The following is an 18,722-nucleotide window of genomic DNA, read 5'->3' on the forward strand; positions in this document are numbered from 1 at the left end:
TACTTCATCGATCTTGACGAATCGGGGCGAAAGCCGCTCACGTTCACTCGAAAGAGTTGCCTGGGATATCGCTCGAAAGTGTTGGGGCACAAGCGTGTCGTAATGTCCGCGCTCATGTCCGGTCATCTGGCACTCGCTGTGTCCACTGTCCTGTACGGCCTGGGGATAGTCGCGCAGACCGTCGCCGCGCGGAGGGCCGACGAACGTCCCGGCGCCGGGGTGGGGCTGCTCGCCCGCCTCGCCTCGGATCGCCTGTACCTGCTGGGTTTCACCGGTCAGGTCGGCGGTTTCCTGTTCGCGTTCCTGGCCCGCGAGGAACTGCCCCTCTACCTGGTGCAGGCGGGCTCGTCGTCCGCGGTCGGCCTCGCCACCGTGATCGGCGTGCTGCTGCTCGGCTGGCGGATCCGGCGCGTCGAGATCGCCGTGCTGGCGGTGATGGCGTGCGGCCTGCTGTTGCTGACGGGCGCCGCGGCGCCGTCCGAGGCCCGCGAGCTCCCGCTGGTGCCGGCGCTGGCCGTGCTGGGGGTGCTGACGCTCGCGGTGCTGCCACTGGCACGGGTCTTCAAGGCATTGACGCCGGTGCTCGCCGGTGTCGCGTTCGCCGTCGTGGCGGTGGCCGCGCGCAACGTCTCCGGCAAGCCGCTGCTCGACCTGGTGCTGCACCCGCTCACGTGGGTGATGGTGATCGCCGCGTTCGTCGGGCAGGCGTGCCTCGCGACGGCGTTGCAGCGCGGTTCGGCCACCTCCGCGGTGGCGTCGATGGACGCGACCAGCGTCGTGCTCGGGGCGGCCGCCGGGCTCGCGGTGATGGGCGACCGGATCACGCCCGGCCGCGAGTGGTGGGTCGCGCTGGGGATCCTGCTCGTGGTGTCCGGTGTGCTGGTGCTCGGGTCCACCGCGCGCAGGCCCGCCGCCGAGCTCGTGTCCGCCAGAGGTGAGCGGTGAAGCCCGTCGCCAGCGTGTCGCTGGACCTCGACAACCTCTGGGCGTACCTGCGCACGCACGGCGACCCGCGCTGGGAGAGCAGGCCGAGCTTCCTGCCGTCCGCGGTGCCGAGGCTGCTGGACGTCTTCGGCGAACAACGTTTGACCACCACGGTCTTCGTCGTCGGCGCGGACGCGGAACGCGACGACGGCGCCGAGGCGGTGTCGTCGCTCGTGACCGCGGGCCACGAGATCGCGAACCACTCGTTCTGGCACCAGCCGTGGCTGCACCGGTTCTCCGACGAGGAGGTCGAGAAGGAGGTCATGCGCGCCGAGGAGGCGATCATGGCCGCCGGGGCACCGCGACCCGTCGGGTTCCGCGGCCCGGGGTACAGCGTCACGCCCGCGTTGCTCGACGTGCTCGCGCGGCGCGGGTACGTCTACGACGCCAGCGTGCTGCCGACGTGGATCGGCCCGCTGGCCCGCGCCTACCACAACCGGACCGCCGGATCGACGGACGGCGGCGAGGACCTGTTCGGCGGGTTCGGCAAGGTCAAGGCGCCCAACACGGCGTTCCGCTGGCGCGGCAACGGGGTCGTCGAGCTGCCGGTGACGACCATGCCGTTGCTGCGGGTGCCGATCCACGGCGCTTACCTGTTGCAGCTGCACCAGATCTCGCCCCGGCTGGCCCGCGGCTACTTCCGCACGGCGCTGCGGTTGTGCTTGGCGCGCAAGGTCTCCCCGTCGTTGCTGCTGCACCCGACCGACGTGCTGTCCGGAGCCGAGGCGCCCGGGATGGAGTTCTTCCCCGGCATGGCCGTGCCCGGCGCCGAGAAGGTCGCGCTGCTCGGGTGGGTGTTGTCGTTGCTGCGCAGGCACTTCGACGTCGTCGGCACCGGCGAGCACGTCGAGCGCGTCACGGGTTCCCGGTTGCGCGAACGGGATCCCGTCGCATGTGGCTGACGGTCCTGCTGCGCGTCCTCGCCTGCGGCACGGTCGCACTGGCCCCGCTCGAGGGGTACCTGCTGCAGGTGCACGGGCAGTCGGCCAAGGTCGTGCCCGCTCTGCTGATCGGCGTGTGGCTGTTCTCCCTGTACCGGCACCGGCGGCTGCCCGCGGCGCACCCGCTGCACCTGGTGATCGCGTTGCTGGCGGTGGTGCTGCTCGCGACCTCCGCGGTGCACGTGGCCGAGCCGTTCACGCTGGAGTACCTGGTGCGGTGGGTGCCGTTCCTGGTGATCGCGGTGGTGCTCGCCGACGTGGCCGCGCGGGAGGTGCCGGTCCGCGCGCTGCTCGCGGCGGCGGTCGCCGGCGCGGTCGTCGCGGCCGCGGGCGGGTTGCTGAGCCTGGTGGGCGGGTCGCTGCGCGCCACCGGGCCGGTGGAGGACCCCAACGACCTGGCGTTCTTCCTCGTGGCGGCGTTGCCGTTGCTGGTCGCGCTGCCCGCTCGCGGCCGGTCGCGGGTCGTGTCGCTGGTGCTGGGCGCGGTGCTCGTGGCCGGTGCCGCGGCGACGTTCTCCCGGGGCGGCGGGCTCGCCCTGGGGTGCGCGCTGGTGTGGCTGGTCGTCCGGCGCGGCATCCCGGTGCGCGCGGTGGCCGTGACCGCCGCCGTCGCGGGCGTGGCGGCACTGGTGTTCGCCTCGGCCGCGCAGGCCGAGCTGTCGCGGGCGTTGCAGGAGAAGAGCCACATCGCGGGCACCAACGCGGACACGAGGGTGCTGCGCTGGCAGGCGGCCTCCCGGATGCTCGCCGACGACCCGCTGCTCGGCGTCGGGCCCGGCGGGTTCCGCCAGGAGTACGCGGCGGCCGGGCACAACGCGGAGATCGACGAGCAGACCCCGGTGGCGCACAACATGTTCCTCGAGGTCGCCGCCGAGCTCGGCGTGCCGGGTTTCGCGCTGCTGATCGCGTTCGTCGCCATCGGTTTCGTGGCGAGCGAACGGGCGTTGCGCCGCGGGGCGGACCGGCGTGAGGCCGTCGCCGTGCAGGCGGCGCTGATCGCCGTGCTGATCGCCTCGATCTTCCTGTCCGAGCAGTACTACCTGCCGCTGTGGTCGCTCGTCGCCCTCGCCGTCGCGATCGAGCAGCGTTCACTGAAGGAGAGTCGATGCGCGTTCTCCACGTGATCAGCGAGATGGGCGCGGGCGGCGCGGAGGCGCTCGTGGCCGGCATGGCGCTCGCGGGCGGTGACGTCGGCTGGGAGTCCGCGGTCGCGAGCGGTCCCGGGTTCCGCCTCGAGTCGGTGCGGGCCGGTGGGGTTCCCACGTTCGACGTGCCGGTGGCGCGCCGGTCGCCGCTCGGTGTGTTGCGAGCGACGTGGGCGGTCCGGGTGGCCGTGCGCCGCTTCCGGCCCGACGTCGTGCTGGCGCACAACGTCTCCGCCTCGCTCGTCGCCCGGCTCGCCGCCGCGCGCAGGCCCGTCGTGACGGTGTTCCACGGCGTGGCCGAGACGGACGTGCCCGGTGCGGTGCGGGTGCTGAACCGGGTGTCGTCGACGGTCGTGGCCGTCGCCTCCGCCGCCGCGGCCAAGCTGACCGGCGCCGGACTCCGGTCCGTGGTCGTGATCCCGAACGCCGTGTTCCCCACTCCCCCGTCGGCCGACCGCACGACCGTGCGCGCCCGGCTGGGAACGCCTCCGGACGTGCCGGTCGCGCTGTGCCCGGCCCGGCTGGAACCGCAGAAGCGGCACGACGTGCTGCTCGACGCGTGGGCGCAGGTCCCCGGCGACGCCGAGCTGTGGCTCGCGGGCGACGGCAGCCTGCGTTCCGAACTGGAGTCGCGCGCCGACGGCCGGGTCCGCTTCCTGGGGACCCGCACCGACGTGCGCGACCTGCTGGAGGCGGCGGACGTCACCGTGCTCACCAGCGACTGGGAGGGCATGCCGATCGCGCTGCTCGAGTCGCTCGCGGCGGACCGGCCCGTCGTGGCGTCCGATGTGGACGGTGTGCGCGAGGTGCTGTCCGGCGGTGGCGGGGTCCTGGTGCCCCGCCGCGACCCCGCGCGGACCGCGAAGGCGTTGCGCGGCCTGCTCCAGTCCCCCGCGGCGCGGGCGGTGGCCGCCTCGCACGACGGCTCGGCCGACGCGCACACGTTGATGAAGTCCTACGACGAACTGCTTCGTACCGTCCTGGAGGGACGATGAAGGCTCCCAGAGCTGTGCTGGAAGGCGTGCTGGCCGCCGTGGTGGTCGGCGCGGCCGTGCTGCTGGCCGTGGCGATGCGCGACGGCGTGACCGAGGGCAGGCTGACGCTGCTCGCGACCCCCGTCGCGGCCGACAGCGCCCAGTTCGGCGAGGTCACCTCCCTCGCCGCACCGGCCGTGGTGCAACTGGTCCGCAGCCCGTCCGTGCTGGACGCGGCGGCCGGAGCGGCGGGCACGACGCCCGAGCGCCTGGCCGACGCCATCGCGGTCGAACTGGTCCCGGCGTCCGGCGTGGCCCGGATCTCGGTGCGCGCGGACTCCGCGGACCACGCCTCGGCGGCGGTCACGGCGGTGGCGCGGGCCGTGGTCGAGGCGGACCTGCTCGCCCCGGCCGCCCGCTTCCGGCTGGTCGACCCGCGTCCCGAGACCACGCAGGTGTCGCCGGACTGGCGCCTCGCCACCGGACTCGCCCTGGTCGCCGCGGTGATCGCGGGAGTGGCCGTGGTGGCGCTGCGCCGCCTGCGGGGCAACGTCCGGACGTCGCTGGCCGCCGCGGGGATCGGCCACCCGGTCGTCGTGGCCGCCGACGACGACCCCGGCCTGACCGAGCGGCTCGCGGCGCTGTGCGTGGCGGCGGCACGTCCGGTGCGGGTGCTGCCGGTGAGCCCGTCGCTGGTGGAACGGGCGGAGGCGCTCGCGCGGGCGTTGCCGGACAAGGCCTCCGAGCCTGCGGACGGCACGGCGGTGATCGCCGTCGCGTCCGGTGACCGGGCGGGGCGCGGTGACCTGGCCACGGCGCTGGCGGTGCTGCCCAAGTCCTCGGTGCTGGTGGCGGTGGTGCTGGCGTGACGCTCTCCTCGCGCTGGGCGGCGCTCCTGCGCAGCGACAGCATCCCCGCGGTGCTCGCCGCGGTGGGCTTCGCGGTGCTGGCCGCGGTCGTCGCGCTCGCCTCGGCCGCCATCGTGGTGGCGGTGATGCCGGAATGATCTCCACGACCGACCGGGCCGGCCTCGCCAGGACCCTCGGCGTCGCCCTGGTCGCCCTCGCCGGTGCCCTCAGCGCCTTCCGCGCCCTCAAGCCCTCGTGGGAGGTTCCGCTCCCGACGGAGCAGAACCTCCCCGAAGAACGCATGCAGGACTTCCGGGACGCGCTCTACTTCCCCGTCCGCGAGTTCCTGGGCGGCGGCAACCCGTACGACCCGGCGGTGATGTTCGACCACTGGCCGGTGCGGCAGAACTTCAACCTCTACCAGCCCTACCACCTGGTGCTGCACCTGCCGTTCGCGCTGCCGGAGTACCGGGTGGGCGCGGTGGCGTTCGCCCTGGCGTGCCTGGTGCTGCTCGTCGGCCTCGCGGTCATGGCCGCGAACGGCGCCCGGCTGCCGGTCGTCGCGGGCGGCGTCGTGATCGCCACGCTGCTGGTGACGAGCCAGGTCGGCAAGGCGCAGATGTACATCGGGCAGGTCAACCCGCTGATCGCGGTCAGCGTGGCCGGGGCGTTGCTGCTGCGCGCGAAGAGTCCTGGATGGGCGGCCGCGGCACTGGCGCTGGCCTGGTTGAAGCCGCAGTTCGGGCTCCCGCTGGCGGTGTTGCTGTTCGTGCGCGGTGACCGCAGGGTCGCGCTGCTGGGCACCGGCATCGCGGCGGTGGCCAGCCTTCCCGTGGCGGCGTTGCTGGTCGTGCGGGGCGGTGGGGTCAAGGAGTTCCTCGACGTCATCTCCCGCAACCTCGAGTGGGCCAGCAGCACCGGGTACGGCGCGGTCGACTCGATGACGGCCCAGCGCGTCGACCTGCCCGCGGTGTTCTTCCGGACGACCGGGTGGCTGCCGCCTGCGGCAGAACTGTTGGCGCTGTGCGGAGTTCTCGCGGTGACGGCACTGCTCGCCCGCCGGCTCGACCGGACCGAGAACGGCACCCCGGCGGCGGATCTGCTGGTGTGCCTCGGCATCGTGGTGGCGCTCGTGCACCAGCCGGGTGACGTGTTGATCGCGGTTCCGGCGTTGGTGGCGCTCGCGGTCGTGGCGTGGCGGCGGCGCAAGGACAGCCACTGGCGGTGGGCCGGTGTCGCCGCACTGCTGGTCGTGGTTCCGTTCGCGCACCTCTACTTCGTCGACACGGCCGTCAAGAGCCTGCTCGGCGCGCGGGCGAGCGTCACGCTGGACGGGGTGGCGCTGGTGGCGGCGTGGCTGGTGCTCGCGGTGTTCGCGGTGCGGCACGTCCGGCGCGCCGCATGACGGACGTGGCGGTGCGGGGGTCGCTGTGGCTCTTCGCGGTCAACCTGGTGAGCAAGAGCAGCCAGGTCGTGGTGACCCTCGCGCTCGCCCTGTTCCTCACCGAGGCCGATCTCGGCGCGGTGGCCCTGGTCGTGTCGCTCGTCAACATCGGCCAGGTCGTCCAGGCGATGGGTGTCTACGACATCGTCAGCCGCACGACCCGTGATCCCCTCACCACGGCCGGGACGGTGCTCACGATGAGCGTCGCGGCGGGCGCGGTGCTCGCCGCGGTGCTCGTCGCCACCGCCGGCCCGCTCGCCGCCGCGCTCGGGGCTCCGGACGCGGCCGGGATGCTGCGGCTCGCGGCGCTCACCCTGCCGTTCACCGCGGCGGGCGGGGTGCAGATGGCGTTGATGCACCGCGACCTCGACTTCCGGCGCCGCATGCTCCCCGACGCGGGCGGCATGCTCCTCGGCGCCGCGGTCACCGTCACGCTGGCGGCACGGGGAACCGGGCCGTCGTCACTCGTCTGGGGCCTGCTGTGCACCGCGGTCGCCCAACCCGTGCTGGCCGCCGTGGCCGGGGCGCGGATCCGGCCGGTGTGGGACCGAGACGCCGCGGCGGAGGCGACCCGCTGGCTGGTGGTCGTGGGGCCGGGGGCGTTGATCGCGGTGCTGCTGATCAACGTCGACTACCTCGCGATCGGGCACGTGCTCGGGCCGCAGGCGGTGGGCGGCTACAGCCTCGCCTTCCGCATCGCCTGGGTGCCGTACATCATGATCGCGGTCGTGCTGGGCGGGGTGCTGTTCCCGATCTGCGCCGGACTCGTCCGGAGTGGACGGTCCGACCAGCTGCCGGCCACGTTAGAGCGCTTCACCACCGCGACCCTGGTGATCACCGGTGGCCTCTACACGACGGTCGCGTTGTCCGCCCACGGGATCGTGGTCCTCGGCGAGCAGTGGGCCGGCGCGGCACGGCTCCTCGCCCTCCTCTGCGGCTACGGGTTCGGCCTCGGCCTGCTGCACGTCTGGTACCAGGTGATCAGGGCCGCCGGTCACGCCCGCCAGTACCTCGCCCTCGAAGCCACCCACCTCGTCCTGCTGCTGACCGCGCTGGTGTTCACCACCGGACACGGCCCGGCGGCGGTCGCGATCACCCAGGTGACCGTCGTGTGGCTGCTGGTCCCGGTGACCTGGCTGGTGCTCCGGCGCAACGGCCTCGCATTCCCCCTCCCGGTCCGCGCGATCTCGAGCGTCGGCGGCGCGGCGGCGGCCTGCTGGGCCATCAGCGCCGTCCTGCCCGGCAGCACCGGCCTCGCGGGCCTCGTCACCACCGGGCTCGTGCTGCTCACCGCCTACTGCGCGATCGCCCTCCCCCTGAACCGCACCGTCCTCATCGGACTGAAGGAGCGCGCGTGAAGATCGTCCACGTGACGCAACCGGTCGAGGCCGGCGTCGCCGTCGTGGTCCTGGCCCTCGCCAGGGCCCAGCGGGACCGGGGCTGGGACGTCAGCATCGCCTGCCCCGCAGAAGGATGGCTGCCGGAACGAGCTCACGAAGCCGGGATCCCGCTACTCCCCTGGCAGGCGACCCGCAGCCCCGGGCCCCGCACCGCGCTGGAACTCAGGGCCCTGCGGAAGATCCTGCGGCGGCTGAACCCGGACGTCGTCCACCTGCACAGCTCCAAAGCCGGTCTGGCGAGGCTCGTCGTGCGCAACGGCGTCCCCACGATCTTCCAGCCGCACCTGTGGTCGTTCCGCGTCGCCACCGGAGCACTGAGCAGGGCCTGCCGGTTCTGGGAAGCGAAGGCCTCCCGCTGGACGAGCCTGCTCCTCTGCGTCAGCGACGACGAGCTGAAGGCCGGCCGGGAAGCCGTAGTCACCGCACGAGCCGAGGTCGTCTGCAACGGCGTCGACACCCGACGCCTGGCCCCGCGGGCCAAGACCACCGACACCCCCACGGCGGTATGCGTCGGCAGGCTGGCCCACCAGAAGGGCCAGGACCTGCTGCTGGAAGCCTGGCCCCACGTGCTCGGGAAGGTCCCGGACGCCGAACTGCTGATCGTCGGCGACGGTCCGATGGCGGCACGACTCCAGGCACGGCACCACCCCCACGTGCGCTGGCACGGCCACAGCGACGCCGTCCACACCCACTACGCCGAGGCCGACGTCGTGGTCCTGCCGTCCCGCGCCGAGGGCATGGCGCTGGTGCCGCTGGAAGCCATGGCGTGCGGGCGCCCGGTCGTCGCGTTCGACGTCGAGGGAGTCGCGCAGAGCATCGGCGACGCGGGTGAAGTGGTGCCCCCCGGCGACGTGAAGGCGTTGGCGCAAGCGGTTGCGCTGAGGCTCGCCGACCCCGAACTCGCCGCGGCGGAGGGGAAACGGGGCCGGCAGAGGGCTGAGACCCTGTTCGACCTCGACCGCATGACCGATCAGATCGTGACGCTCACCGCGAGGCTCGTCACCGAGGAAGGACGACGATGACACGGATCGCCTACCTGCTCACACAGGACAGCGGTGGCCCGGTGGACGTGACGGTGCGCTTGGCCGCCGCACTGGCCAAGTCGGGTGAGGCGGAGGTGCGCGTGTTCGGCCCGCGGCCGAGGCGCGGCGCCGAGCTGATCGACCCGTTCTTCGAAGAGACCCTGGTGGTGCGCAAGGGGGACATGGCCGCGGCAAGGCAGGCGCGCGCGGCCATCAAGGCGTGGCGCCCGGACCTCGTGCACGCCCAGGACCGCCGTTCCGGACTGGTCAGCGCGCCACTCGCCACCACCGGCACCAAGATCGTGCACACCTACCACGGCGTGCCGGACGACGTGGCCGAGCCGTGGTTCCGCAACGTCCGCGGCGCCACCCCTCCCCCGGCCTACACCAGGGCGGTGCTGGCCGCCGACGCCGCCGTCGCCCGCGTCGTGCACCGCACGGTCGTCCCCGCCAGGGAGATGGGCAGGTTCCTGCGCGAACGCCTCTACGTGCCACCGCACCGCATGACGCACATCGACAACTGCGTGGAGGTCGGCGCCGCGAACCCGCCCGCCCGGCCGGTGCGCAAACTGATCTTCGTGGGCCTGCTCGTCGAGCGCAAAGGTCTGCTGAACCTGTTGGACGCCCTCGAGACCACGATGCCGCCGGACGCGACGCTCACGATCGTCGGCGACGGTCCACAGAGGTCTCAGGCGGAGGGCCGCGTCACGCGCAGGGGACTCGGGGACAGGGTCCGGTTCCTGGGGTTCCGCGGCGACGTCCCCGAACTGCTGCTCGACCACGACGCCCTGGTGCTGCCGTCCACGATGGAGCAGCAGCCGCTCGTGGTCGCGGAGGCCATGGCGGCGGGCAAACCCGTCGTCGCCACCGACACCGGCGGGGTCGCGGACATGCTGGGCATCCCCGGCGACGACTGCCCGAAGCCCGGTGACGTGCCCGCGCTCGCCGCACGGCTGAAGGAGCTCTTCGCGGATCCCGATCCCGCGAGCACCGGGGACCGGCTCGCCACGAGGGCACGGGAGCGGTTCACCCCGGAGGTCTGCGCCCGCAGGCACCTCGACCTCTACCGCAGGCTCACCGCCGCGGACCGTTGACCAGCACCACGGCGTCGGCGGCCGGCAGGTCGAGCTGGGGCGGCACCGGTTCGCCGCGCAGCGTCACGAGGCCCGGCGGAGGCGTCAGCAGCACGGACGTCTTCGTCGGGTTCACGGCCACCCAGCCGTTCGAGTAGCGGCGGTTCCACACCCCGCTCGGCAGCCGGTTCGCCGTCTCGACCGCCTCGCCGAGCCGCGCGTCCTGGTACGTCGACCAGTACGGGTTCTTGTAGTCGGGCTGGGCCCTGGTCCAGCAGGTGTGCGGGCTCGCGAGGAGCGCGGCCGAGGCGTACCCGACCCGCTCCTCCCTGTCCGACTTCGTGTGCGTGATCAGCAGCAGCCACGACTCGCCGAGCGCGGCCTGGGCGCGCTGCTCCTTGAACTGGTTGCCCTGGAACGTGATCAGCTCGCCGGTGCCGTCGTCGCCCCGCAGGCCGAAGTTCTCCTCCATCGCGCCCGCGTACCGGGAGTGCGCCGACCACCGCCCCGGTGTCAGCTGCGACTCCGAGACGTTGGGGACGAGCATCTTCCCCGCCTTCTCCAGGGCGTCGCCGGTCAGTTCGAGCATGCCGTCGAGGCCGTCGCGCAGCAGCCGGTCCGAGCCCGCGGCGTCGGCGGTGCCCGCGATCACGGACGACGAGTAGTACTTGAGGGAGCTGAAGTCGTTGTCCGCCAGCACGCCGTCCCAGCCCTCGCGCAGCACCTCGCTGACCACGGCGTCCGCCCAGGCCTTCTGGTAGGCCGGGTCCCACACCGTCATCTGCCAGTGCTTCGGGTAGCCGTTCCACTCGATGCGCTGCCCGAGCGTGCTGATCGCGAACCACCCCGGCGTGCGCTCCGCGGCGTTGTACCCGATCCCGGTCGGCAGGTACTGGGCGTCGCGGTCGCCCTCGACCGCGCCGCTGTAGTTGCGGGTGCTGGAGAAGTCCTTGTACACCAGAACCTTGACCTCGGGGTTGAGCTCGTGGAGCTTCCGCATGGCGGCCGTCTCCCACGCGTTGAGCACCACGACGTCGTAGTGCTTCGCGGCGGCTCTGATCTCCCACGCCGAGGGCGAGTCGCCGATGCCGTACCACCAGGCGCAGGGGGCCAGGGCCTTCGGGATCGGCCCCGTGATGATCGGGTCCGACTCGGCGGCGCTGACCGCACATGCACTCGAAAGAAGTACGAAGGCGACAACGGCGAATCGACGAATCAGCGATTTCTCCGACAACACAACTCACCCGCTGTCATCAGTAGAATCCTCAGGTCAAGCCACAACGACCAATTCGCGATGTAGTAGTTGTCGTACCGAGACCTGTCGGCGATGGAAGTGTCACCTCGCAGTCCGTGCACCTGAGCGAGTCCCGTCAAGCCGGTCGGAACGCGATGGCGCGCCCAATATAGCTCGTGAATAGCGGAAAACTCGCGAACGAAACCGGGACGCTCCGGGCGCGGCCCGACGACGCACATGTCGCCGCGCAGCACGTTCCACAACTGGGGCAGCTCGTCGAGCGACGTGCGGCGCAGGAACCGGCCGACCGGCCCGACCCGCGAGTCGCCGACGACCGACCACGTGGACTGCGAGTCGTCCTCACCGGTCTGCCGGACGCTGCGGATCTTGTAGAGCGTGAACGTGCGGTCGTCCATGCCCACGCGGACCTGCCGGAAGAACAGCGGCCGGCCGCTCTCGACCAGCACCGCTAGCGCGCACAGCCCGATCACCGGCGAGAGCACGACCAGCGCGAACGCCGCCAGCACGAGGTCGGCGGCGCGCTTGATCCACCAGGTCGGCCTGCTGGTCGGCGCGGTGCCGAGGCGCATCAGCGGGTAGCTGCGCAGCCGTTCGATGCCGGGGCCGTCCGGGTGCAGCTCGTACATGCGGGGCACGACGAGCGTCGAGCAGCCGAGCCGGTGCGCGGTGATCGCGGCCTCGACCAGCGGTGAGTCGCGGGTGTGGGAGAACGCGAGCACGACGGTGCCCGCCTTGAGCCGGACGATCGCGTCCGCCAGGTCGCCCTCGACCACCTCGAGCAGCGGTGGCCGCCGGTCGGGGTCGGGGCCCGAGTCGGCGAACGCGACGGGCCGCAGGCCGAACTGGGGGTGCTCCAGCATGGTCTTGGCGAGGTTCACGCCGACCTCGCCCGCGCCGACGATGATCGTGCGGTCGCAGCGGTCGAACCGGCGCCGGCACCACCGCCCAAACGCGAAGACCGCCCACCTCACGGGCTCGATGACCAGCGCGAACTCGATCATCGCCCACTGCACGGCGGAGAGGGCGACCTGGTCGGAGCCGCTGACCAGGCTCGCGCCGGACAGCAGCGCGAAGGCCAGCGCGGTGCTCGCGGCGGACCGGGGCAGGTCCTGCAGCCACGACAGCCACAGCCGCCGCCGGTAGAGCCGCCACGTCCCCCTGATCGTGACCACCGAGGCCACGACCGCGGTGCTCCAGCCCCACCCCAGGTCGTGCCGCACGCACACCAGGGCGAGCGCCGCGAGGTCCGCGAAGGCGAGCAGGACAGCGACCGCGTTCACCCGGCTGAGCACGTCGCGGCCCACCGAGGACGGCTTGAGGGGCCGTTGCGCGGGCCGCAGGAGCTCAGCCTCGTGGGTGAGGAGCGGGTCTGCTGGAACGGCAACCGCCGAGAATCGCCTCATGGAAGATCATCCGATCGAAGGAGTTAGAGCCGCGAGAGTGCACGAAAGAGTGAATGAGCGCTGAGAAATCATCTCTTCAGGTATCAATATCCCTCTTCGGTGTCACGCGTGAACGCGAATGGTGAGGTTTCGACGTTGTTCCTGCCCTGAACTCACCCAGGGCCGCCTCCAAGCTTTAGCACGCGGTGTCAATAATTCACGCCACCAACCACGAGCCACCGAAGAGGGGGCGCCAGAGTGAGAGTCGACGAACACGGCATCCGGCATTCGGCCGGTGAGCCCGTCGCCATCGTGCAGAAACCGATCAGCACGTGCGGCGACGTCCACGTCGTCCTGCCCGCCTACAACGAGGCCGTGGCGCTCCCGTCGCTGCTGGCGCGCATCGCGGGCACCGACCTCGCCCCCCGGATCACGGTGTGGGTCGTCGACGACGGCTCGTCCGACGGCACCGGGGCCTGCACGGCGGACGTGCGCGGGCTCGACGTCCGGCTGGTGACGCACCCGGTCAACCTCGGCCTCGGCCAGGCCGTCCAATCAGGACTGATGGCCGCGCTCGCCGAGGCGGCGCCCGACGACGTCCTGATCGTCATGGACGCCGACGACACGCACGACCCCGGCGTGTTCCCCGCGATGCTGGCCGAGATCAAGGCCGGCGCGGACGTCGTGATCTGCTCCCGGTTCGTCGCGGGCGGCGACGACTCGACGGCCCCGCAGTGGCGGCGGCTGCTCTCGCGCGGCGCCCGCGTCGTGTTCGGCAAGGTGCTGCACTTCGACGGCGTCCAGGACTTCACGAGCGGCTTCCGCGCGTACCGGGTGAGCCTGCTGCGCCGGGCCGCCGCGCACTGGGGCGAGCGCCTGGTCGAGGAACGCGGGTTCGCCTGCATGGTCGAGCTCCTGCTGAAGTTGCGGCACTGCGGTCCGATCGTCAGCGAGATCCCGCTGCACCTGCGCTACGACCGCAAGCCCGGCGCCAGCAAGCTCCGGCTCGGCCGCACCCTCAAGCAGTACCTGCTCCTGCTCACGCGTGACCGCCTCGCGCCCGTTCCGTTCCGGAAGCTCTGATGCCCCAGCGCGTTGTCGTCGTCGGCGGGGGCATCTGCGGCCTCGCCACCGCCCACCGGCTCGCCCGCGAGGGCCTCGCCGTGACCCTCCTCGAGGCAGGCGACCAGCTCGGTGGCCTCGGCACGTTCTTCACCTCGCAGGGCCGTTCCGTGGAACGCTTCTACCACTGCGTGATGCCGACCGACGCGGCCCTGCTGGCGCTGCTGGACGAGGTCGGCCTGCGCGAGAGCGTGGCCTGGAAACCGACCACCATGGGCATGGTCGTCGAGGGCGAGCACCGCTCGTTCAACTCGGCGCTCGACCTGCTGCGGTTCCGCCCGCTGAGCTTCGCGGACCGGATCCGCTTCGGCGTGGTCTCGTTGCTGCTGCGCCGGTTGGGCAAGGGCAAGGACCTCGACGACCTGCGCACCGAGGACTGGCTGCGCGGCCTGTACGGCGACAGGATCTGGGAGCTGCTGCTCGCTCCCCTGTTCGGCGCGAAGTTCGGCTCCGCGTTCGGCGACGTGCCCGCGCTCTACGTGTGGCAGCGCCTGGGCCGCGAGAGCAACGAGTCGGTGCGCGGCTACCCCGCCGGTGGCTACAAGAGCGTGATCGACGCGCTGAAGGCGTCCATCGAGGCGCACGGCGGCGAGGTCCGCACCTCCGCTCCCGTCGGCAGGCTGGAGGCGACGGAAGACCGAGTGCTGGTCACGCTGATCGACGGCGAGACGATCGAGGCGGACCACGCGGTCTCCACCGTTCCGCTGCCCGCGTTGCGGTCCATCGCGGACCCGGACCTCGCGCCGCGGCTGCCGGAGGTCCGGCTGCCCTACCAGGGCGTCGTCAACACGTTGTTCTTCCTGCGCAAGCCGTTGTCCGGCCACTACTGGGCGCCCGTGATCCGCTCGGGCACGGACTTCGACGGCGTGATCGAGATGACGCCGCTCACCGGCTCGGAGCGCTACGGCGACCGGCACCTCGTGTACGTCATGCACTACACGGACCGCGAGTCGGCGTTGTACCGCGAGGACTCGGACAGCATCGCCCGCCGCTGGACCGAGCAGCTGCTGAGCATCCATGAGGGACTGACGCCGGACGACGTCGACGAGGTGCGCGTGTTCAAGGCGCCGTTCGTCGAACCGGTTTACCCGCTGGGATATCTCGCGCAGCGCCCGCCCGTCGAGGTGCCCGGCACCCGGTTGCGGCTCGCCACCACGGCCCACGTCTACCCCAACGTCACGAGCTGGAACTCGAGCGTCGAGCTCTCCAACTCCGTGACGGACGCACTCCTGCGCGACGCCAGGAGTTCCTCGACACAGGAGAACACCGCATGGTCAGCAGAATCGGCGCGGTGATCGCAGCACTGACGATCACCGCGGTCAACTTGGTCTCCTCCCAGCACGTCCAGGCCGATCCGGCACCGCTGCTGCCCGACCTCCGCCAGGCGCCCATCGGCTGTCCCGGCGGGCACGACGGCGCGCCGCTGCTGTGCCGCGCCTGGGACGTCTGCCTCGTGGAGGACGCCTCGGCGCCGCGCGGCAAGTGCATGAACCGCGGTGGTGGCAGGGCCCAGGCCGTGCGCCTGCGGTTCACCACCTCGATCGACAACGTGGGCGACGGCCCGTTGCTGCTGCACGCGCACCGCGACAGCACCGCCACCCCGACGATGAACGTGCGCCAGGCGGTTCAGTCCGGTGTGGACGGTTCGATCGCCGGGTCGTACAACGAGGCCGGGCGCGAGACCCGTTCCAGCGCCTACTACGAGCCCGCGCCCACGCACACGCACTGGCACCTGCTCAACTTCGAGTACTTCCAGCTGCGCACGCCCGACGGCGGCGTGGTCGTGACGGACCGCAAGAACGGTTTCTGCATCGGCGACCGGTACACGGTGTCCGACGACCTGGAGCACCGGCCGTCCGACCCGGAGAGCCCGGAAGGCAAGCTGGCACAACGGCTTCGCGGTCACATGTGCGAGCACCACAACCCGTCCGCACTGGACGTGATGTTCGGGATCTCGGTCGGGTCGGGCGACGACTACAAGCACGAGGTCGACTTCCAGTGGCTGGACCTCACGAACGTGAAGTCCGGCACCTACGACGTCGTGAACGTGGTGAACGCCGACCGCGCGTTGCTGGAGAAGAACTACGACAACAACGCGGCGTCGATCGCGATCTCGGTGCAGTGGCCGGGAGGCGCGGTGAACCCGCCCGCCACGATCGACGAGGCCCCTTCGGTGCGCATGATCCGCAGTTGCCCCGGCAAAGCGCGGTGTGCGAAGTCGCGCGGCTGATCAGTTCCGAAACAACCCCGAACGGGGGTGTTCGCTCCGGCGGACACCCCCGTTTTCTTTTGTACCGGGACAAACGGGCGGGATGCGGGTCTCGCTACCATATCGGCCGCCAATGGCACAAACCTTACTCTGCGAAACCGACATCAGGTGCACATAGCACACCCATACGCGCAGACGCAATTGCGCTCAATGGCAGGCTCAAACAACCGAGTCAATAGACCGAGTGGTGCAATCTTCATCACAGTGGAGAGTGTCGTATGCAACCCCCTTGGCTCTTGACCTGGGCATGTGGCCGCTTGAGAGAATTCACGGTGCGATTCCACCCCGTCAGGGATTGCAAGCCGACCTGATTCCCCGGCCGATCAGGAGTGCCCCATCTTGAGCGCGCCATCCGTCTCGTTGCACGATTTCGCCATCGGACAACTACACGACCTGCTTCGCGCTGTCGGTTTAACGAACTCAGCCGAAAGCGCGACAAAACTGCTGGGTGAAGCATTAGGCCCCGGTTCCCGGCTTCCCCTCTCCGCGGTTCCCCATTGGCCCTCATCGGTCGCCGACGACCACACCCCGGTCGAATTCTCGGTGGCTTTGGCTCAAAACGAACCCCCCGCCGTGCGCATGATCATCGAGTCGCTCGCCGAGCGGCCCGGCCGGCAGGCCAACGTCACCGCCGCGCTGCGGGTGCTCGACGGGCTGGCCGAACGGCACCAGGTGCGGCTGCGGCAGCTCGACCTGGTCCGCGACCTGTTCCTTCCCGAGGACCCGCAGGGCGCGTTCGCGTTCTGGTACTCGCTGATCGTCGGGCCGGGTGCGCCTCCCGCCGTCAAGGTCTACCTCAACCCCGACGTGCGCGGCCGTGAGAGCGCGACCGCACTGGTCGGCGAGGCGTTGTCCCGCCTCGGCCTGAGCGCGGCCCTGCCGGCCGTGCGGGAGCACGCGCTGCGGCGGGAGGGACTCGACCGGTTCTCCTTCTTCGCCCTCGACCTCATGGACGAGAACCGGGCGCGGGTGAAGACCTACGTCGCGCACGACGACGCCGTGGTCGCGGACGTGGTGCGCGCCGCGGCGGCGGTGCCCGAGGTCGACCCGGTGATCCTCGCCGACGTCTGCGAGCTCGCCTGCGGCGGCACGGGGCCGTTCTCCCGGCGTCCGCTGATGTCGAGCTACACCTTCCTGTCCGGCGACACGGAACGGCCCAGCGGCTACTCCCTCTACATCCCGGTGCGGGACTACGTGCAGGACGACCTGGAGGCGTGCGAGCGCGTCCTGGCGATCATGGCCAGGTGCGGGCTCGACACGACGCCGTTCGTGATGGCGCTGGCGAGCCTCGTCCAGCGCCCGCTCGGGGACGGCGTCGGCCTGATCGCCCACGTGTCGCTGCGGCTCGGCAGACCGAAGCCCGGTGTCTCGGTCTACCTGTCGTCGGAGGCGTACGACGTCACGCCGCCCCGCACCAAAGCACTATCCGCTTAGCGCTGCACCAGAAAGGCCACCGCCGTGGAGCCGTACCGCATCAAGGTCGTCGAGCCCATTCCCATCACCACCCGTGAACACCGGGAACGCCGCTACTCCGAGGCCGGGTACAACCAGTTCAACCTGACGGCGGAAGACGTCACGATCGACCTGCTGAGCGATTCCGGCACCGGCGCGTTGTCGGCGGAACAGCAGGCCGCCGGCATGCGCGGCGACGAGACGTACGCGGGCTCGCGCTCCTGGTTCCGGTTCCGCGAGGTGGCCTCGGACCTCACGGGGTACGAGCACATCCTGCCCGTGCACCAGGGCCGCGCCGCCGAACGCATCCTGTTCAGCGCGTTGCTCAAACCCGGGCAGATCTCGGTCAGCAACACGCACTTCGACACCACCCGCGCGAACGTGGAACTGGCGGGCGGCGTGGTCCGCGACCTCCCGTCACCGGCCTTCGCCGACTTCGACAGCGACGTGCCGTTCAAGGGCGACATCGACCTCGTCGCACTGGAGGCGTTGCTGGACGGGCCCGAGGACGTCGGCCTGGTGCTCATCACGATCACCAACAACGGCGGCGGCGGCCAGCCGGTGTCGATGGCCAACCTCGAGGCGGTGCGCGCGTTGTGCAGCAAGCACGGCGTGCCGTTCATCCTCGACGCGGCCCGGTTCGCCGAGAACGCGTGGCTCGTGACGCAGCGCGAGGAGCGCTACCGCGGCCACAGCCCGCGCGAGGTCGCGAAGCTCGCGTTCCGGCTCGCCGACGGGTGCGTGCTGAGCCTGAAGAAGGACGGCATCGTCCACATCGGAGGGATGCTCGCGCTGCAGGACGCCGATCTGGCCAAGCAGTGCGAACTCCTGCTGATCGCGACCGAGGGGTTCAGCACGTACGGCGGGCTCTCCGGCCGCGACCTCGACATGTGCGCGCAGGGCCTGGTCGAGGTGACCGACCCGATGTACCTGCGCGAGCGCGCCGACGCCACGGCGTACCTCGCGGACTGCGCGCGTGAGGCCGGTGTGGACAGTGTGCGGCCGACGGGCGTGCACGCGGTCTACCTCAACGCGGCCAGGCTCCTGCCGCACATCCCGCCGAGCCGGTTCACCGGCCACGCGCTCGCGTCGGAGCTGTACCTCGCGGGCGGGATCCGGTGCGCCGAGGTCGGTTCGCTCTACCTCGGCGACATCGACCCGTCCGGCGAGCTGCTCACGCCCGCGCCGTTCGAGCTGGTGCGGCTCGCGATCCCGCGCCGCGTCTACACCCGCAGTCACCTGGAGTACGTGGCGGAGACGCTGGCGGGCATCGCGAAGGACCCGGAGCAGGTGCCCGGCTACCGGCTCACGGAGGTGCCGCCGATCCTGCGGCCGTTCCGGTGCCGGCTGGAGCAGATCAGGTCGTAGGAACGGCTGAAGCCCTTGGTGTGCGGCACACCAAGAGCTTCAG

At 71.4% G+C, this 18,722-nt stretch carries 17 protein-coding genes; 15 read left to right on the forward strand and 2 right to left on the reverse strand.

The window, feature by feature from the left end; genetic code table 11:
• Positions 1-114: 114 nt before the first annotated feature.
• From BMY74_RS23185 to BMY74_RS23225, 10 genes are read left to right on the forward strand one after another with little or no spacing between them, the layout of a single operon-like run.
• Complete coding sequence (locus BMY74_RS23185) at positions 115-945, forward strand: hypothetical protein (RefSeq protein ID WP_089919690.1); 831 nt, start codon at positions 115-117, stop codon at positions 943-945.
• Positions 942-1,886, forward strand: coding sequence for a polysaccharide deacetylase family protein (locus BMY74_RS23190; RefSeq protein ID WP_089919403.1), 945 nt, complete (start codon positions 942-944; stop codon positions 1,884-1,886). The genes BMY74_RS23185 and BMY74_RS23190 overlap by 4 nt, the downstream gene beginning before the upstream one ends.
• The gene (locus BMY74_RS23195; RefSeq protein ID WP_089919406.1) at positions 1,877-3,049 is read left to right on the forward strand and encodes an O-antigen ligase family protein; all 1,173 of its coding nucleotides are present in this window, start codon (positions 1,877-1,879) and stop codon (positions 3,047-3,049) included. Before BMY74_RS23190 ends, BMY74_RS23195 begins: the two co-directional genes overlap by 10 nt.
• Positions 3,031-4,065, forward strand: a complete 1,035-nt coding sequence (locus BMY74_RS23200; RefSeq protein WP_089919409.1) for a glycosyltransferase — start codon at positions 3,031-3,033, stop codon at positions 4,063-4,065. Before BMY74_RS23195 ends, BMY74_RS23200 begins: the two co-directional genes overlap by 19 nt.
• A complete protein-coding gene (locus BMY74_RS23205; protein ID WP_089919411.1) occupies positions 4,062-4,913 on the forward strand; it encodes a hypothetical protein in 852 nt (283 codons plus the stop codon). The genes BMY74_RS23200 and BMY74_RS23205 overlap by 4 nt, the downstream gene beginning before the upstream one ends.
• Complete coding sequence (locus BMY74_RS45165; RefSeq protein WP_177229875.1) at positions 4,910-5,050, forward strand: hypothetical protein; 141 nt, start codon at positions 4,910-4,912, stop codon at positions 5,048-5,050. The genes BMY74_RS23205 and BMY74_RS45165 overlap by 4 nt, the downstream gene beginning before the upstream one ends.
• Positions 5,047-6,297, forward strand: a complete 1,251-nt coding sequence (locus BMY74_RS23210) for a glycosyltransferase family 87 protein (RefSeq protein WP_089919414.1) — start codon at positions 5,047-5,049, stop codon at positions 6,295-6,297. The genes BMY74_RS45165 and BMY74_RS23210 overlap by 4 nt, the downstream gene beginning before the upstream one ends.
• On the forward strand, positions 6,246-7,694 hold the full coding sequence (locus BMY74_RS23215) for an oligosaccharide flippase family protein (protein ID WP_245786314.1): 1,449 nt from the start codon (positions 6,246-6,248) through the stop codon (positions 7,692-7,694). Before BMY74_RS23210 ends, BMY74_RS23215 begins: the two co-directional genes overlap by 52 nt.
• Positions 7,691-8,758 carry a glycosyltransferase gene (locus BMY74_RS23220; protein ID WP_089919417.1) on the forward strand — a complete coding sequence of 356 codons (1,068 nt, stop codon included), beginning with the start codon at positions 7,691-7,693 and terminating at the stop codon, positions 8,756-8,758. Before BMY74_RS23215 ends, BMY74_RS23220 begins: the two co-directional genes overlap by 4 nt.
• Positions 8,755-9,852, forward strand: a complete 1,098-nt coding sequence (locus BMY74_RS23225) for a glycosyltransferase family 4 protein (RefSeq protein WP_089919419.1) — start codon at positions 8,755-8,757, stop codon at positions 9,850-9,852. Before BMY74_RS23220 ends, BMY74_RS23225 begins: the two co-directional genes overlap by 4 nt.
• On the opposite strand, the gene BMY74_RS23230 is transcribed toward BMY74_RS23225, so the two are convergent.
• Complete coding sequence (locus BMY74_RS23230) at positions 9,833-11,068, reverse strand: putative glycoside hydrolase family 15 protein (RefSeq protein ID WP_089919421.1); 1,236 nt, start codon at positions 11,066-11,068, stop codon at positions 9,833-9,835. The genes BMY74_RS23225 and BMY74_RS23230 overlap by 20 nt on opposite strands.
• A complete protein-coding gene (locus BMY74_RS23235) occupies positions 11,047-12,489 on the reverse strand; it encodes a sugar transferase (protein WP_089919422.1) in 1,443 nt (480 codons plus the stop codon). The genes BMY74_RS23230 and BMY74_RS23235 overlap by 22 nt, the downstream gene beginning before the upstream one ends.
• A gap of 237 nt (positions 12,490-12,726) precedes the next feature.
• Here BMY74_RS23235 and BMY74_RS23240 point away from each other — a divergent pair, with 237 nt between their 5' ends.
• The 5 genes from BMY74_RS23240 to BMY74_RS23260 all read left to right on the forward strand — a co-directional run bounded on the left by BMY74_RS23240 (position 12,727) and on the right by BMY74_RS23260 (position 18,679).
• Entirely contained in the window at positions 12,727-13,551 is an 825-nt protein-coding gene (locus BMY74_RS23240) for a glycosyltransferase (protein ID WP_089919424.1), read from the forward strand.
• Positions 13,551-14,885 (forward strand): NAD(P)/FAD-dependent oxidoreductase, encoded by a 1,335-nt coding sequence (locus BMY74_RS23245; RefSeq protein ID WP_089919426.1) that lies wholly within the window; start codon positions 13,551-13,553, stop codon positions 14,883-14,885. The genes BMY74_RS23240 and BMY74_RS23245 overlap by 1 nt, the downstream gene beginning before the upstream one ends.
• The gene (locus BMY74_RS23250; protein ID WP_089919428.1) at positions 14,861-15,820 is read left to right on the forward strand and encodes a lysyl oxidase family protein; all 960 of its coding nucleotides are present in this window, start codon (positions 14,861-14,863) and stop codon (positions 15,818-15,820) included. Before BMY74_RS23245 ends, BMY74_RS23250 begins: the two co-directional genes overlap by 25 nt.
• A 399-nt stretch (positions 15,821-16,219) precedes the next feature.
• Entirely contained in the window at positions 16,220-17,293 is a 1,074-nt protein-coding gene (locus BMY74_RS23255; RefSeq protein ID WP_281245000.1) for a tryptophan dimethylallyltransferase family protein, read from the forward strand.
• Positions 17,294-17,317: 24 nt separating this feature from the next.
• A complete protein-coding gene (locus BMY74_RS23260) occupies positions 17,318-18,679 on the forward strand; it encodes a tryptophanase (protein ID WP_089919430.1) in 1,362 nt (453 codons plus the stop codon).
• Positions 18,680-18,722 lie beyond the last annotated feature (43 nt).

Origin of the sequence: Lentzea albida (assembly GCF_900111005.1) — a bacterium.
In the GTDB taxonomy this organism is placed as follows: domain Bacteria; phylum Actinomycetota; class Actinomycetes; order Mycobacteriales; family Pseudonocardiaceae; genus Lentzea; species Lentzea albida.

Bases quoted from the DNA above. Each gene is read 5' to 3' on its own strand.
- BMY74_RS23185 (WP_089919690.1), top strand. From the start codon at position 115: ATGTCCGGTCATCTGGCACTCGCTGTGTCCACTGTCCTGTACGGCCTG.
- BMY74_RS23195 (WP_089919406.1), top strand. From the start codon at position 1,877: ATGTGGCTGACGGTCCTGCTGCGCGTCCTCGCCTGCGGCACGGTCGCA.
- BMY74_RS23200 (WP_089919409.1), top strand. From the start codon at position 3,031: ATGCGCGTTCTCCACGTGATCAGCGAGATGGGCGCGGGCGGCGCGGAG.
- BMY74_RS23205 (WP_089919411.1), top strand. From the start codon at position 4,062: ATGAAGGCTCCCAGAGCTGTGCTGGAAGGCGTGCTGGCCGCCGTGGTG.
- BMY74_RS23210 (WP_089919414.1), top strand. From the start codon at position 5,047: ATGATCTCCACGACCGACCGGGCCGGCCTCGCCAGGACCCTCGGCGTC.
- BMY74_RS23225 (WP_089919419.1), top strand. From the start codon at position 8,755: ATGACACGGATCGCCTACCTGCTCACACAGGACAGCGGTGGCCCGGTG.
- BMY74_RS23235 (WP_089919422.1), bottom strand. From the start codon at position 12,489: ATGAGGCGATTCTCGGCGGTTGCCGTTCCAGCAGACCCGCTCCTCACC.
- BMY74_RS23245 (WP_089919426.1), top strand. From the start codon at position 13,551: ATGCCCCAGCGCGTTGTCGTCGTCGGCGGGGGCATCTGCGGCCTCGCC.
- BMY74_RS23250 (WP_089919428.1), top strand. From the start codon at position 14,861: ATGGTCAGCAGAATCGGCGCGGTGATCGCAGCACTGACGATCACCGCG.